The sequence below is a fragment of the Clostridium sp. LIBA-8841 genome, assembly GCF_034439435.1.
Lineage (GTDB): Bacteria > Bacillota > Clostridia > Clostridiales > Clostridiaceae > Sarcina.
Map to the genome: position 1 here is coordinate 1,084,118 of NZ_JAPCKJ010000001.1, position 16,286 is coordinate 1,100,403.

At 28.6% G+C, this 16,286-nt stretch carries 11 protein-coding genes and 1 pseudogene; 3 read left to right on the forward strand and 9 right to left on the reverse strand.

What is annotated here, in order from left to right; all coding sequences use genetic code 11:
- Positions 1-9: 9 nt before the first annotated feature.
- Positions 10-1,083, reverse strand: a complete 1,074-nt coding sequence (locus OIF33_RS04755; protein ID WP_322503074.1) for an undecaprenyldiphospho-muramoylpentapeptide beta-N-acetylglucosaminyltransferase — start codon at positions 1,081-1,083, stop codon at positions 10-12.
- Between the two features lie 136 nt (positions 1,084-1,219).
- Here OIF33_RS04755 and OIF33_RS04760 point away from each other — a divergent pair, with 136 nt between their 5' ends.
- Positions 1,220-1,396, forward strand: coding sequence for an alpha/beta-type small acid-soluble spore protein (locus OIF33_RS04760; protein WP_322503075.1), 177 nt, complete (start codon positions 1,220-1,222; stop codon positions 1,394-1,396).
- A gap of 120 nt (positions 1,397-1,516) precedes the next feature.
- Here OIF33_RS04760 and recJ read toward each other — a convergent pair whose 3' ends face one another.
- From recJ to OIF33_RS04800, 8 genes and pseudogenes are all read right to left on the reverse strand, one after another.
- Positions 1,517-3,295, reverse strand: coding sequence for a single-stranded-DNA-specific exonuclease RecJ (recJ, locus tag OIF33_RS04765; RefSeq protein WP_322503076.1), 1,779 nt, complete (start codon positions 3,293-3,295; stop codon positions 1,517-1,519).
- A gap of 11 nt (positions 3,296-3,306) precedes the next feature.
- Positions 3,307-4,518 (reverse strand): pitrilysin family protein, encoded by a 1,212-nt coding sequence (locus tag OIF33_RS04770; protein ID WP_322503077.1) that lies wholly within the window; start codon positions 4,516-4,518, stop codon positions 3,307-3,309.
- A gap of 280 nt (positions 4,519-4,798) precedes the next feature.
- On the reverse strand, positions 4,799-5,395 hold the full coding sequence (locus tag OIF33_RS04775; RefSeq protein ID WP_322503078.1) for a DJ-1 family glyoxalase III: 597 nt from the start codon (positions 5,393-5,395) through the stop codon (positions 4,799-4,801).
- Between the two features lie 11 nt (positions 5,396-5,406).
- Positions 5,407-8,346 (reverse strand): DNA topoisomerase IV subunit A, encoded by a 2,940-nt coding sequence (locus tag OIF33_RS04780; RefSeq protein WP_322503079.1) that lies wholly within the window; start codon positions 8,344-8,346, stop codon positions 5,407-5,409.
- Positions 8,347-8,359: 13 nt separating this feature from the next.
- A complete protein-coding gene (locus tag OIF33_RS04785) occupies positions 8,360-10,306 on the reverse strand; it encodes a DNA topoisomerase IV subunit B (protein WP_322503080.1) in 1,947 nt (648 codons plus the stop codon).
- Positions 10,296-11,366, reverse strand: a complete 1,071-nt coding sequence (mnmH, locus tag OIF33_RS04790; protein ID WP_322503081.1) for a tRNA 2-selenouridine(34) synthase MnmH — start codon at positions 11,364-11,366, stop codon at positions 10,296-10,298. Before mnmH ends, OIF33_RS04785 begins: the two co-directional genes overlap by 11 nt.
- Positions 11,367-11,613: 247 nt before the next feature.
- The gene (locus OIF33_RS04795) at positions 11,614-13,014 is read right to left on the reverse strand and encodes a glycosyltransferase family 2 protein (RefSeq protein WP_322503082.1); all 1,401 of its coding nucleotides are present in this window, start codon (positions 13,012-13,014) and stop codon (positions 11,614-11,616) included.
- A gap of 232 nt (positions 13,015-13,246) precedes the next feature.
- A pseudogene (locus tag OIF33_RS04800) lies at positions 13,247-14,037 on the reverse strand (ketol-acid reductoisomerase).
- Positions 14,038-14,305: 268 nt separating this feature from the next.
- Here OIF33_RS04800 and uvsE point away from each other — a divergent pair.
- Entirely contained in the window at positions 14,306-15,544 is a 1,239-nt protein-coding gene (gene uvsE / locus OIF33_RS04805; RefSeq protein WP_322503083.1) for a UV DNA damage repair endonuclease UvsE, read from the forward strand.
- A gap of 83 nt (positions 15,545-15,627) precedes the next feature.
- Positions 15,628-16,236 carry a sporulation membrane protein YtaF gene (ytaF, locus tag OIF33_RS04810; RefSeq protein ID WP_322503084.1) on the forward strand — a complete coding sequence of 203 codons (609 nt, stop codon included), beginning with the start codon at positions 15,628-15,630 and terminating at the stop codon, positions 16,234-16,236.
- Positions 16,237-16,286: the final 50 nt, after the last annotated feature.

The following is a 16,286-nucleotide window of genomic DNA, read 5'->3' on the forward strand; positions in this document are numbered from 1 at the left end:
GATAAAATTTTACATATTTGCTGATTTCTTTATTATATCTATAATATTATCCACTCCATTGCCTATTTTGCTTGTTTTCATAGAGCTTAAATATTTTTCTTTGTTTTTTGTTACTTCTTTAATAGCATTTAGTAAAACTTCTGAAGTTAAATCTTCTTCTTTTATAACCTTAGAAAAACCACTTTTTTCAAATGAATTAGCATTTAAAACTTGGTCTCCTCTTGAGGCATTTGCTGATAAAGGTATTAATATATTTAACTTTCTAAGTGATAATAATTCAAATATAGTATTTGCACCTGCTCTAGATATAACTAAATCTGCTAAAGCCATTAAATCTGGAAGCTCATCTGATATATATTCATATTGTCTATAACCTTCTAATACTGTTAATGATTGATCTAGATTTCCTTTTCCACATAAATGTATAACATTATAATCTCTTAATATTTCCTTTAGAATTTTTCTAACATTATCATTTATAACTTTAGAACCTAAACTTCCTCCAACTATCATAAGAACTTTTTTATCTTCTTTGAAGTTACAGAACTTTCTTCCTCTTTCTTTATTACCTTTTAAAAGTTCTTCTCTAATCGGTGTTCCTGTTAATTCACCCTTATTATCTTTTATATATTTTAGGCTTTCAGGGAATGTAACACAAAGCTTATCACAAAATGGTGAAGCTATTTTATTTGCTAATCCAGGAGTTAAGTCTGATTCATGCGATACTACAGGTATCTTTTTCATTGAAGCTGCCATAACAACAGGAACAGTAACAAATCCACCTTTTGAAAATATAACATCTGGTTTTTCTTTTGATAATATTCTTGAAGCGTCTAAAACACCTTTTAAAACTTTAAAAGGGTCAGTAAAATTTTTTATATCGAAATATCTTCTTAATTTTCCTGATGATATTGAATAATAAGGTATATTTTCTTTAGTTATTATTTCTTTTTCTATACCATCTTTACTTCCTATATACTTTATTTCAAAACCTAATTCTCTTAATTTAGGTACTAATGCTAAATTTGGGGTAACGTGACCAGCTGAACCTCCACCAGTCATCATTATTTTATACTTTTTCAAAAAATCAACTCCCTTATTAATCTATGGTTTTGTAAATATTTTTTTGTAATAACTCCTTTAATTCCCTCTCATATTTTACTCTATTCTGCACAATATATAAATGCAAACTCAATTAATAACTAAGGAGGAATTCAAAATGGCACAATTAGTTCCAGAAGCAAAAAACGGATTAGCAAAATTCAAAAATGAGGTAGCAAATGAAATGGGAGTACCATTCTCAGATTACAATGGTGACCTTAGCTCAAAACAATGCGGAAGCGTTGGTGGAGAAATGGTTAAAAGAATGGTAGAACAATACGAAAGAGGAATTTAATTAACAATTAAATTCTACAACTAAATAAATAAAACTTAATATTGATACTGTATATAATTAATTTATGCCTAATTATATACAAAACACTGGAGCAATATTTTTTATATTGCTCCTTTAATTTTATAATCTAAAATATTTTACATTAGCTTGAATAGTTTTATTCCCATTAAACTCATTTATATTGGGATAATAAATTAAATCAACACTAAAATTACAGCTTCCACCATCTAATACTCTTAACAATTCTTCCTTTCCATACTTATTAGAAAAATCCTCTTTGAATTCCTCAACCTTGTTCCCAAAAGCTATGGCATCTATTGTTTTATAGCTATTTCTTAATTTGCACCTAAATTTAATTACATTCTGTTCCTTTCCCATTATCCATACTCTGCTTACCTTAACGTCCTTCTCTCCAAATAAAGGACTAGAATTTCCTTTTCCAAAAGGTTCTAATCTATCTAAATTATCTATTATTCCATAATTTAAATTCTCCAAAGGTAATTTTACATCAATTCTAACCTTAGGTATTATATCATAATCTGTTAAATTACAGTTTTCTAATAACATATTTCTTAATATAGGTATATTTTTTTCTTCAACCGATAATCCTGCAGCCATAGGATGACCACCAAACTTACTTATGACCTCTTTGCACTTAGATAATTCTTCAAATATATTATATTCCTCAATAGATCTTGCAGATCCCTTTGGCATATCTTTTCCTTTAGTCATTATTATTGTAGGAACATTGTATTTTTCTTTTATTCTTCCAGCAACTATTCCTGCAATACTTTCATGTATATATGGATTATAAACTAAAATTACCTTATCATTTTCCATATTATTATCCTCTATTTGCTTTATAACCATATCTACACTATCTTTAGTTAAATCTTGTCTTCTTTGATTAAGTTCAAAAAGTTCTTTAGCTAACATATCTGCTTTTTCCTCATCTTCTGTCAGAAGCAATTCCACAGATAAATCAGCTGTTTCAAGTCTTCCTGTAGCATTTATACAAGGTCCTATAACAAAGCCTAAATGATATTGTGCGATTTCCTTATCAGTAAGCCCTGTGTACTTCTTTAAAGCTATTAGTCCTTTATTTGATGTGTTGTTTAACATTTCTAAACCTTTTTTAACTATTATTCTATTTTCACCTAGTAGATCAACTACATCACAGACTGTTGCAATAGCGCAAATTTCTAAAAGCTTCAAAGCCTCCTCATGTGGTATTCCTAGCTCCTTATATAAGGCACATATTAATTTAAATGCAATCCCTGCTCCACATAAAGATTCAAATGGATAATTACAATCCTCTTGCTTAGGATTTATAACCGCATAAGCTTTAGGAGTTTCCTTATTAACTTCGCCTTCTTCATTTTTAACTAAAGGAATATCATGGTGATCTGTTAAGACAACATCCATTCCTAAGTCATTTGCTAATGCTATTTCTTCAAAGGCAGCGATTCCATTATCGCATGTTACAATCAATTCAGTCCCTTCTTCTTTTAAAATTCTAACTCTATTAGAATTCATACCATATCCTTCATCTTCTCTATCTGGTATATGATAATTAAAATTAGCTCCACATCTTTTTAATCCCTTATATAATATTGAAGTACTTGATACACCATCACAGTCATAATCACCATATATAGTAATTTTGCTTCCGTTTTCTATGGCCTCTTTTATTCTCATGACTCCCTTTTTCATATCTTTCATTAGATATGGATCATTTAAATTCTCTATTTCTCCAAATAAAAATTCTTTTGCATTTTTTTTATCCCTTATATCTCTATTCACTAAAAGAATAGATGTTAATAAATCTATATTTAATTCTTCTTTTAAATTCTCTATTTCTTCTCTATTTCTTTGTTTAAGTAGCCATTGCTCTCTCACACCATCACCCCTTAATTAATTATTTGCACAATGGATTTTTTTAAAACTCTTTCTATTAAATTTTTCATATCTTTTAAATTTAAATTCTCAATTAAGCTTAACTCTTTAAAAATATAGTCTCCCTTATTAAACATAGTTTCATATATAGACATTCTATTTGCCATAACTATACTTTTTTCTAGATCCAATGAATTTTTAAGCTTAAATCTCTTTATTAGTTTATTTAAACTACCTTTATCCAAGTAATTTTCTATATCTTTAGCCTTTGATATACACTTTTTAATTAATTCTAAAGCTTGCTCCTCCTTATCCTTTGAAGTTCCTAAATAAATTTTAAATAATCTTATTCCTTTTTCATATTTAACTTCACTATAGACTTCATAGGCAAGTCCATTTTTAGTTCTAATCTCATCATATAATACAGAACTAACTCCTTCACCAAACCAAAGATTAAATATTTTAAGCATGGTAACTTCCTCCATACTTAATGAATCTATATCAAATAAACAACATATCTTAGAACCACTGTTTCCTTCTATTTTTTCAGTGAAAACCTCACATTCCATATTTCTTTTTACATGTTCTTTAAAAACTCTTCCCTCTCTAGCCTTACTAAAGTTTTTTTCTACTATTTCTTTCACCTTTTCTATAGGCAGTGAAGTAACAACTGAAACAACCATATTCTCACTAACATAATTTCTATTATAAAAATCTTTTAATTTCTGTAAGTTTATTTTTTCTATGTGTTTCTTCTCTCCTATTATTAAATTTCCTATTCTCTCCTCTGATAATCCATTCATTAAAGCAATATCCTCGACATGTTGCTCTAAATCCTCTTTCCACTCATCACTTTCTTGTTTTATAACATTTAACTCTTCTGAAAATCCACTTTTCTCAAAGGCCGGATGTAGCACTATATCCGTATATAAAGAAAATCCTTCTTCAAAATCTTCCTTAGCAGTAGTACCATAATAAATGACATATGGAAAATTAGTCATAGCATTACTGAAGCCAAATAAATCATCTAACTTTTCATTTATTTCATCTTCTTTAAGTTCTTTAGTACCTTTAAACAAAATGTGCTCTAAAGCATGAGCCATACCAATTTCGTCTTTTCTCTCCGAATTAGCTCCACTTTCTAAACTTATACAAAAAGATGTATGTTCTATGTCTTTAAACTTATATAATAATCTAACTCCGTTATCTAAAGTTATCCTCTTCATATCATCACTCCAAAATAATATTTTAAATAAAAACTCTACTATCTATAATAAAAATATTTTCATTCACTCTAAATCTCATTATATTTTAACATATATAATTAATTTTTATAAAACCTTATTGAATATAAAAAAAGTGTATTTCTACATACTAGAAATACACTTTTTAAAGTTATTTTTAATTAATGCTGATTTTTAGATAGAACTGTAAGATTATCTTAATTATAAATACTTTGTGAAATTAAGTTAGGTCTGAAGGACTAGCCAAAAATCAATATTTAACTTAAATAAATCTTATTAAAATATTATTTTTTTCTTTTTCTAAGAAAAAGTTAATAAGCATTCCTTCTCTTATTTCATCTGCTTCTTTTCCATATCCTAATTGCTTTAATATTTCTAATCCAAATACTAATGCAGTTGCAGGCCCTCTACTTGTTATTATGTTTCCATCAACAACTACTGTCTCATCTTCAACATAATTAACATTTCCAAGTTCCTCTTTAAATCCAGGATAACTTGTAATTGTTTTTCCTTCAATAATTCCAGCCTTAGCTAATGCTATTGGTGCTGCACATATTGCTGCTACAATTTTATTTTCTTCATTATATTTTTTAATTAATGATTGTACTTTTTCATTATCTCTAAGATTTCTTGAGCCTGGCATACCACCTGGAAGTACTATTGCATCATATGTTTCTAAATCTGTATCTGATATTAACTTATCACAAAGTACCATTGTTCCATGAGCACTATTAACGGCTCTGTTTTCTGTAAGACTACATGCATGACAAGTTACATTAGCCCTATTACAAACATCAACAACAGATAAAGCTTCTATAGTTTCAAAACCTTCTGCTAAAAATACTAATACTTTTTTCATGACTATACCTCCTATTTAATAATTACATCCTTGATATAGTCTTCTAATACTACAATCATTAAACTACTTCCTCTTCCCGCTCTATTTTGCAGTTTAATATCATCAATATTAACATCAGCTTTTTCTTTTTGCTTAGACTCTAAAACAAGTTTTTCGTAATTATTAGATAATTCTTTTTTATAGTCATTATACGCCTCTAAAGTTGCACTATCAACACCTTCACCTGAAGATATTGCCTTACCAAAAATAACTTTGTTATCATCTTTTAAGCTTATTCCTGTTACTCCAGAAGCCACTTTCCCCATTGGATTAATAGACGTAGCTGAGAATTTAATTCCCATACCATTTTTAGTCACTAATATTATTGTGGCATCCTCAAAATTGATATCTACGTTCACTAATTCATCATTTGAAGTCTTAAATTTATATGCAACTTGATTGCTAAATTCTCCTAAGAATTCTCTTAAAGATGTTTTCTTAACTAAACCTTCCCTTGAGAAGAAGTAAACAAATAAATCTTCGCCTATTCTTCCAAACTCATTTATAGAAGCAACTTTTATTATATTTTCATCTTTTTCAAATCCATCTACTAAATCTGAAATATTGCTTTCCTCTGTATTTTGAAGTAGATATGATGGGAACTTATACACTTTTCCTTTATTTGAAAAAGCAATTATATTCCTAAATGAATTAACTTTGACCTTTTCATAAGCACTACTATTCATATTATTGAAGGTCTTTATACTTCCTTTTTTCTTTATACCTATAATAAACTCTTTGTATTCATAGTTATCTACAAACCTTATGCTCTTAATTTGATTATCACTCTTTAATGGAACTAATTGAACTCCCATTATATTTCTATCTGTGAACTCTAATTCTGGCTCTGAAACAACGAAGTTTAATCCATTAGTTGTCTCAATCTCAACAAATCTTTCTTCATCCTCTGAATCTATTAAAGATACACTTGCTAAAGAATCATCGTTTTTAAGTTTTAAAGCCATAAGTTTTGAGTAGGCTGTAACAAACTTGTCTAAAGTTGTTTTCTTTATTAATCCATTAGCCGTTATAAATTTAAAGCACTTATTTGGAAGGAAGTTTTCAATTGATTCCATTGCAACAATTTTTTCGTCTTCTAAATTTAATCCTCTGATTAAATCTTCTAGTCTTTCTCCTTTATCCTTCCACTTTTTATCTACTACAGAGTTACATTTTATTTGATAAACAGTTCCTTTATCAGTGAATATAGCTAAAGTATCTTTAGTATTTGATTTAATAAGGAATCTTAAATAATCTCCCTCTCTGTACTCAATCTCATTTTCATCAACATTTGAACGATTATAAGTTTTAAGTGGTATTTTCTTTATGAATCCTTCATTGGATAGAGTAACCATAACATCTTCAGCTACTATAAGTTCTTCTAAATCTATTTTAGCTTCGCTTTCATCCTCAACTAAAGCTGTTCTTCTCTCATCTCCATAAGTTTCTGCCACTTCTTTCAACTCATCTTTTATAACACCTAAAAGAACTGATTCATTTTCTAAAATTCTTCTAAGTTCTTTTATTTTCTTTGATAATTCCTTATGCTCTTTTTGGAATACTTTTATTTCTAAACCAGTTAATCTATAAAGCATTAACTCTAGAATTGCTTCTGCCTGTAAATCAGTAAATCCAAACTTAGCAACTAGGTTTTCATGAGCATCTTTCTTTGATTTTGAAGCTCTGATTGTAGCTATAACTTCATCCATTATTCCTATAGCTTTTATAAATCCTTCAACTATATGGAATCTTTTTTCTGCAACCTCTAACTCTCTTTTTGTTCTTCTTATAACAACTTCTTTTTGATGATTTACGTAGTGAGTTATTATTGTTTTTAATCCCATAGTTTCTGGTTTTCCATCAGCTAAAGCCACCATATTAAAGCTTATATTTCCTTGAAGATCTGTTTTCTTATAAAGATATTTAAGAATCTTATCAGCCATATCGTGATCAATAGCCTTCTTAAATTCTATAACAGCTCTTATACCAGTTCTATCAGACTCATCTCTAATATCAGCAATTCCATCTAAAGCTTTTGCATGTCTCTTATCACCAGTCATATCTGAGATAGTTTGAAGTATTCTGGCCTTATTTCTTCTATAAGGGAACTCTGTTATAACTATTCCTAGTCTTCCATTTTCTAACTTCTCTATATTAGCTTTTGCTCTTAAAGTAACTTTACCTTCTCCTGTTTCATAAGCAGATAAAAGAGTTTTTTGTCCAATTAAAACTCCTCCAGTTGGAAGATCTGGTGCCTTTATATAATTCATTAGTTCTTTAGTAGTTATTTCATTATTATCTATATAAGCTAATGTACCATCTATAACTTCTCTTAAGTTATGTGGAGGTATATTAGTTGAAAGTCCAACAGCTATTCCAAAGGTTCCGTTTACTAAAAGATTTGGATATCTAGCTGGTAAAACCTTAGGTTCCATTTCTGAATCTGAATAGTTAGGAACCATATCTACTACATTTTTTTCTATATCTCTAAGCATCTCCATAGATATACTTGAAAGTCTAGCCTCAGTATATCTCATTGCAGCTGCACCATCTCCATCTATAGACCCCCAGTTTCCATGTCCATCAATTAAAGGAGCTCTTGTACTAAAGTTTTGAGCTAGAATTACCATAGCGTCATAAACTGAACTATCTCCATGAGGGTGATATTTACCTAGTATATCTCCAACTATTCTAGCTGATTTGTAATAAGGTTTATCTGGAAAAGCCTTTAACATATAAGCTCCATATAAGATTCTTCTGTGTACTGGCTTTAATCCATCCCTTACATCTGGAAGTGCTCTATCCTTAGCTACTTCTACTGCGTAGGGTAAATAGTTATCAGGCATAACCTCTTCAAGAGGCATTCTGACAATATTATTATCCTTAGGTATTTCAATATTTTTCTTAGCCATTTAATCTCCTCCTTTAGAACTCAGCATATTTGTACATGTAGTTCTTTCTCGGTTGAACAACATCACCCATTAATAAAGAAACCATTTTTTCTGCCTTAGCAGCATCCTCTATGGTAACTTGTACTAAAGTTCTTGTTTCTGGATTTAAAGTTGTTTCCCATAATTGATCTGGGTTCATTTCTCCAAGTCCCTTAAATCTTTGAATTGTTGCTCCCTTTCCAATTTTCTTCTTAACTGCCTCTAATTCATCATCACTGTAAGCATAAAGTATTTTATCCTTACCTTTTCCTGATTTTGCAACCTTATAAAGAGGTGGTTGTGCTAAGTATAAGTGACCATTAGCTATAAGAGGCCTCATATATCTATAGATGTATGTCATCCAAAGAGTTCTTATATGATATCCATCTACGTCAGCATCACTCATTATTATTATTTTGTCATATTTTAAATCATCTTCATTATAATTATCTAGTATTCCTGTACCTATAGCAGTATTGAATATTTTAAGTTCCTCAGAAGCTATAACATTTTCTAACTTCTGCTTTTCTGTATTCATTATTTTACCCTTTGAAGGCATTATTGTTTGGAATCTTCTATCTCTAGCCTGTTTAGCTGAACCACCGGCAGAATCTCCCTCAACTACTATAAACTCATTAACTTCTTTATTTTTAAATGTGCATACAGCAACCTTACCTGCTAAAGGGGCTGTTCCTTTTCCTATTTTTTTTCTCTCTGCATCATTAATCTTTTTAATTTTCTCTCTTCTCGCAGCTGCATCTAAAGCATTATTTATAATCATAGTTGCAACTTCTTTATTATCTTCAATCCAGTTACCAAACTTAGTATAAGCTAAATCGTTCATCATTGTATAAGCTTCATTGTTTCCAAGCTTAGTCTTTGTTTGTCCTTCAAAGACAGGATTTGTGATTTTTATTCTAACAATAGCTGTCATACCTTCTCTTAAGTCATCACCTTCAAAATCCTTATCCTTTTCTTTCACAAGATTAAGCTTTTTAGCCCATTCTTTGAAAGCACGAGTCATACCTGTTTTAAAACCAGTTTCATGAGTACCAGCCTCTGTTGTAGGTATGTTATTTACATAACTTACTATATTTTCTGTTGTTGAATCAGTAAATTGAAGACATATTTCTCCATACATTTGTATGTTGTTTACTTCTCTTTCTCCTTCAAATAAAACAGGAACTGGGTGAAGAGGTGTCTTGCTTTCATTTAAATAATCTATAAAATCTAAAAGCCCTCTTTCAGAATAATATTCCTTACATACGCTTTCTTCTTTTCTATTATCAATAAGCTCTAATCTTATTCCTTTATTTTGGAAAGCTAGTTCTTGTAATCTTTCATCTATTATGTCAAATTTAAAATCAGATGTTGAAAAAACTTCTCTGTCCGGTAAGAAAGTAACCTTTGTACCAGTTTCATCTGATTTTCCTACAACTTCTAATTGAGTTACAGGAGTTCCTGGCATATCTTTTTTAAGCTCTTTATCATAGGCATATTCAAATCTTTCTCTATATATCTTACCGTTTTGCTTTACCTCAACCTCTAACCATCTTGATAAAGCATTAACAACTGCAGCTCCAACACCATGGAGACCACCTGATGTTTTATAGTTTTGGTTATTAAACTTTCCTCCTGTATGAAGTTCAGTAAATACCATTTCAACACCAGTCTTTTTCTTTATTGGATGCATTCCTGTAGGAATTCCTCTTCCATTATCTATTACAGTTACACTTTTATCTTTATTTAAAATAACTTTAGCTTTATTTCCATATCCATTTGATATTTCATCTATAGAGTTATCTAGTATCTCCCATATGCAATGATGAAGTCCTTTGCTTCCAGTAGAACCTATGTACATTCCTGGTCTTACTCTAACTGGCTCTAACTTTTCTAAAGAAGTTAAAGAAGTAACATCATAATTGTTATTTCTACTGCTCATATACATCCTCCCTTAATTCTTCTGAAATCTCTTTGTATATTTCCTCTAATTTAAATAATTCATTATCTATATCATTTATCTCTAATTCATTTCTAAAAGCTTTTTTCTTTGCACTTGTTCCGTATCTAGGATCATAATATTTTTCCATAAGCTCTAAGGCTACTTGCTTATAATCTCCCTTAGCTACCAAGCATTTATATTGTTCCACTCTTTCTGGACTTATATGCTTTTTAAGAACACCTAAGGCTTCATCTAGTTGTTCATTTACATTTTCAAATGCAGTATATTCTTTAACTAATCTTTCCGCTCTCACATCAGGATCTGCAGTTATTTTTAACTTAGAGCCCTCATACATTTTTTCAAATAAAGTATCTGGAATTAAAATTCTTCCTATTCTCTTACTTTCTCCTTCTATAAATACAATGTTAGATTTTCTGTGTCTAAGTTTATCGTAAACCAATGCATCAAACCTCTTTTGAGTGTTACAATCACCTAAACCAACACCACCTAAAATGGATCCTCTATGATTTGCACATCCTTCTAAGTCTAAGACATCATAGCCTTTTTCTTCTAATTTATATAACATTTCTGTTTTTCCTACACCAGTGTTTCCATATAGCACTATAAAATCAATTTCCTTTGAGAATTCTCCTATTTTATTAATAATAAAACTTCTATATGATTTATATCCACCTTCTAATTTGTAACAATTTATACCTAAACTATTTAGTAATGAATGTAAACTTCCACTTCTCATTCCGCCTCTTGCACAGAAAAGAACAAGTTTCTTACCATGTTTATTTCTATAAAGCTCTTGAACTTGTTTAAATATCTCTGGTAATCTTCTAGAGATAAATTCTACTCCTTGCTCTTTCGCAGCTTCCGTACTTTCTCTAACATATAAAGTTCCGACTACATCTCTTTCCTCATCTAAAAGCACAGGAATATTTATAGCTCCAACCATAGGCTCTTGAAATGATTCCTTTTGGCTTCTAACATCTATAAAGATATACTCGTCCTCATGTCCATATATCTCCTCGCAACTTATTAATCCAAACATTTATATATCATCCTTTCAATTTACTAAAATAGTATAATTCTTTAAAAATACATTGTCAAACATTTGTTCCCATCTATTGAACCTTCATAGTACTTCACGATTATTAATTATATCAAAAGATTTTAAAATACAAAAATATACTGTGTCCAAATGAATACTCTCTAATAATATTGTCAACTTTTTATAGTCATAATCATTGTTTTATGGCAAAAATATAAGACATCCGAAAAAGGATGTCTTATAATAATTAAACTTCATATATTCCAATTTGTCTAACGTGTTTAGTGTGTGACCATTCTTTTTTATCTTTATCTATTATACCTTGGATTGTTATTGGTATCCAAGTTAATATATATAATGGATAAATTAAATATCTATAGAATATTTGGAAATTTCTCTTTCCTAGGAATAATAATGTTCCTATTAAAAATATTCCTATATAAGCCACATTGAATAATGTTAATAACATTACATTATCTAATATACCTAATTGAGTTATTAAGTATGGTTGTATAAATACGTTACATGCATATAGTCCTAAAACTACGAATAATTTTCCGCTCATCTTCTTATCAAATAGTAAAGCAAATGGTGTTAATAAGAATTGGAATACACAGAATAACTGCCATGCTGTCGCATTAAATAAATAACTTACAACGAATATTCCAAGACCGTCTACCGCTCTTATTTGTATGAATGTTAATAATCCAGCTAATCCCATTGCTAAAGTAACAAATGGTTGCATTACGTATAAAGTACAGTCAAAAGCAACAAAGCTTCTATCTTTTATAGATTTCTTTAAAAGTTTCATTCCATATCTAGTAGCTACATCTGCAAATCCTTGCATCCATCTCTTTCTTTGATTCCATGAAGCTTTTAAAGTTAAAGGTTTTTCATCATATATTATAGCATCATGTGCCCAACCTACTTTTTCTCCATTTAATATAAGTTTACAACTGAACTCTAAGTCTTCTGTTAAGCAAGTTGCTCCCCATCCTAACTTCTTAAGAGTTGCAGTATCTATAACGAATCCTGTTCCACCTATTTGAGCTGATAAACCTATATTACTTTTAGCTAATTGAAGCATTCTGTTTGCTGATGTGAATGCTATTGCATAAGATTCTGTTATCCATGAATCTTGAGGATTTTTAGAATCTATGTATCCTTGAACAACCTTAAAGCCTTCACACATCTTATTATTCATTTCTTTTAAGAAGTTTTTATCTACTAAGTTATCTGCATCGAAAACCGCTATTCCATCGTAATGAGTTTCCATTTTAAATATTTTATCGAACATCCATTCTAATGCGAATCCCTTGCCTCTTTTTTCTTTATTAAATCTCTCAAATACATTTGCTCCTGCTGCTCTAGCAATCTTAGCAGTATTATCAGTACAGTTATCTGCAATAACAAATATATCATATAATTCTTTTGGATAATCTAAATGTTTTAAACTCTCAACTAAATTTTCTATAACTACTTCTTCATTATGAGCTGCTACAAGCATTGCAAATTTCTTTTGAGGTTCAAAAACCTTTTTGTCTTTTTTCTTATAAAATCCAAATAGCGCTATGAATAAATAGTATAGCATTAGAGCAAATACGCCTACTTGAAAAATAGCTGTTACCCAAAATATATACTTTTCCATAAATTCCACTCCTATAAATTAAATTAACCTTTGACATTATAACAGTTGTTTATACATTTTGTAAAATATATTTTTTGTTATTTCTTTAATAAACTATCAAAAAAACTTTAAAGTGGAATAAACTTAATAAGTTAGAGTTGATATTCTTTGTAAAATCTTCATAGCAATTGATTCATAAAATACAATTTATTTTATGAATCAATTGCACCAAAATTTAAAATATTGTATATAATCAACTCATCATTATTCTTAATTCTTTTCCAACCTTTTCAGTTTCATGTTCTTTTCTCTGATAGCATTTAATTTTTATTTACCTTGTAAATTTTCTAACAACCAGTTTTTTGCAAAAGTTCCATCTTGAATTGTCCTAAGAATATTTTTATTTTTTCTTAGTGTTGTCTGTTATTCTGCTTTACTAACCATATAATCGCCATATTCTGCAGTATTACTTATTGAATATCTTATGGTGATTAATCCATCTTAACAAATTAAATCTACTATAAGTTTCATTTTGTGTAAACATTCAAAATAAGCATTTTTCGGAGCATATCATACTTCAAATCCTGCCTTACTTGAAGGTCATAAAACATCTAAATAATACCACCTATTTTCCCAAAAGATCAGTTTCAGTTTCATCTTTGAATGTTGTTTCTAGAACACCTACTCTGGTGTTTCAATTTATCCATAATTGGTATTAAATCCATGAGCAAAAGCTAACGCTTTGCCTTTTGATAAGTTTTCTTTTACTTCTTCATTATAAAGTTTTGCTTATTTTTCATCTTATACTAAGATCACTATAACGCAATTTTTAAATAAATCACTAACCTTTAAAACTTTTACCCCTTCTCTTTCAGTCTCTTCCAAAGACTTACTTTCTTAATATAACCATACGGTTATATTAACACCACTATCCTTTAGATTTAAATCATATGCACATCATTGACTACCATAACCAATTATTGCAACTTTTTTATCCTTTATTAAATCTAAATCTGTATTCTTTTCATAATATAATTTTGCCATATAACACCCTCCTCAATTATTACAAAATTCTTAATTTATAATTTAAAAATACTTTACACATATCATTTATGACTTTACATTATATCTTAAATTAAACAGATTCTATAAACCTTTGTTAAAATAATTATAATATTTTCAGTATAAGTTATTTTATAAAATAGTTTTTATTTATTTTCTTAACCTGTTTAAACTAAATAGAGATTTTCTATTGTATTTTTTATTTAATTGTAAAAAATATAATTAATATTTTTAGTAAAGGATTGATTAAATGAAAATAGGATATGCTTGTACACCTTTAACCACTAATGCTCGTATAAATCGTAAAATACTTTTAAAAGACTTTTCTTACCCTAGTTTATTTTCTGTCATAGATAAAAACTTAAATGATTTATATAAAATATTAGAATGGAATTTTAAAAACGATATTTTTCTTTTTAGAATAAGTTCAGACATAATTCCTTTAGGTTCTCATGAAATAAATAATTTCAACTGGCAAAAAGAATTTAAAGACCAACTAAACACTATAGGAAAATTCATAAAAAAAAATAATATACGCGTTTCAATGCATCCTGGGCAATACACAGTAATAAATTCTCCTAAGAAGGATGTTTTAGAAAAATCTTTAAGGGATATTGAATATCATTGTGCATTCTTAGATTCCTTAAACTTAGATTATAAAAATAAAATAATCCTTCATATAGGAGGTGTTTATGGAGATAAGCCTTTGGCAAAAGAAAATTTTATACAAGGATTTAATAAGCTCTCGTCTTCCTGCCAAAAGCGCTTAGTTATTGAAAATGATGAAAAAAGTTTTTCTCTTGATGATGTATTAGAAATAGCTAATAAAATTAATATTCCTGTAATATTTGATAATTTACATAATATATGCTTCAGAGATAATTCATACACCTTAAAAGAAATTTACTCCTTAGTAATAAATACTTGGAATAAAGATTTAGATGGAAATATAAAAGTTCACTATAGTGAACAAGATATGTTTAAAAAGAAAGGCTCTCACTCCTCTTCAATTTCTATAAATGAATTTTTGAATTATTATAATAATATCAAAAATTTTAATCCAGATATAATGCTAGAAGTTAAAGATAAGGATATATCCTCTATTAAATGTATTAACGCTTTAAAGGAAATGAATAATATCCTACCTTTAGAAGCTTTTATAAAAGAAGTAGAAAACTATAAACTACTTCTATTTCAACATGATAAAAACTTTCATCATACCATTGAAAAACTATCTAATAACATAATAGATTTTTATATTTATATAGATAATCTTCTTTTAAAACCCAATGATAATGTAGGTTTTAACTACTCTTTAGACTTAGCCTTTAATATACTTAAAAACTATATGAGCAAAAGAGAAGTTTCTCACTTTAAAGCTCTTATTAAAGGAAAAGAATTAGAAAAAGCTAAGCTTTACTTAAAAAAAATCACAAATAAAATAGAAATTCCACCAATGGAATTATCTTATTATTTTTCTAGAAATTAATCTATTTTTGTCTCCAGTATTGTCACATTTTATATGTAATTAAAATATATTAGGATTAACAGTAAAATTTTGGAGGCAAAAAAATGAGCTTTTTAAGCATAATTCTTTTTGTAGTTGCTGCAAGTTTAGATATACTTGTTGTTTCCTTTGCATATGGTTTAAAAAACATAAAAATAAATTTTTCAAGTACCCTTGTAATAGCGATTATCTCGGCTCTAGGAACATTAATTTCCATGATATTAGGAAAACTATTTTTAGGTGCAATACCTTTAAAGTTAGGTGATATTATAGGTGGATTAGTTTTATTAGGAATAGGTTTTTATTCTATATACTCTTATTTTAAAGAGAAAAAAGCTTTACCGCCAAATAATAGTGACAGTACTCCTTCACCAATATTTATATTAGAAAACCCAGAAATAGCTGATAAAGATAAATCTGGTACTATAGATTTTAAAGAATCTCTAGCACTTGCAATAGCTTTATCAATAAATAATTTCGGTTTAGGAATAGGTGCTAGTCTTTCAGGACTAAATATTCCATTTACAACTATAACAACCTTTTTTGTTTCCCTAATATTTATTTCCTTTGGCTTCTACCTCTCTAAAACAATAAAGAATAAAAAGGTAGCTGATAATAGTAATCTAATTTCCGGGGTAATAATAATCTTATTAGCTCTATTTATTATTTTTTAAAGAGTTTTTCAAACAGCTTAATATATTTTAATATAACAAAAAAGGTGTTG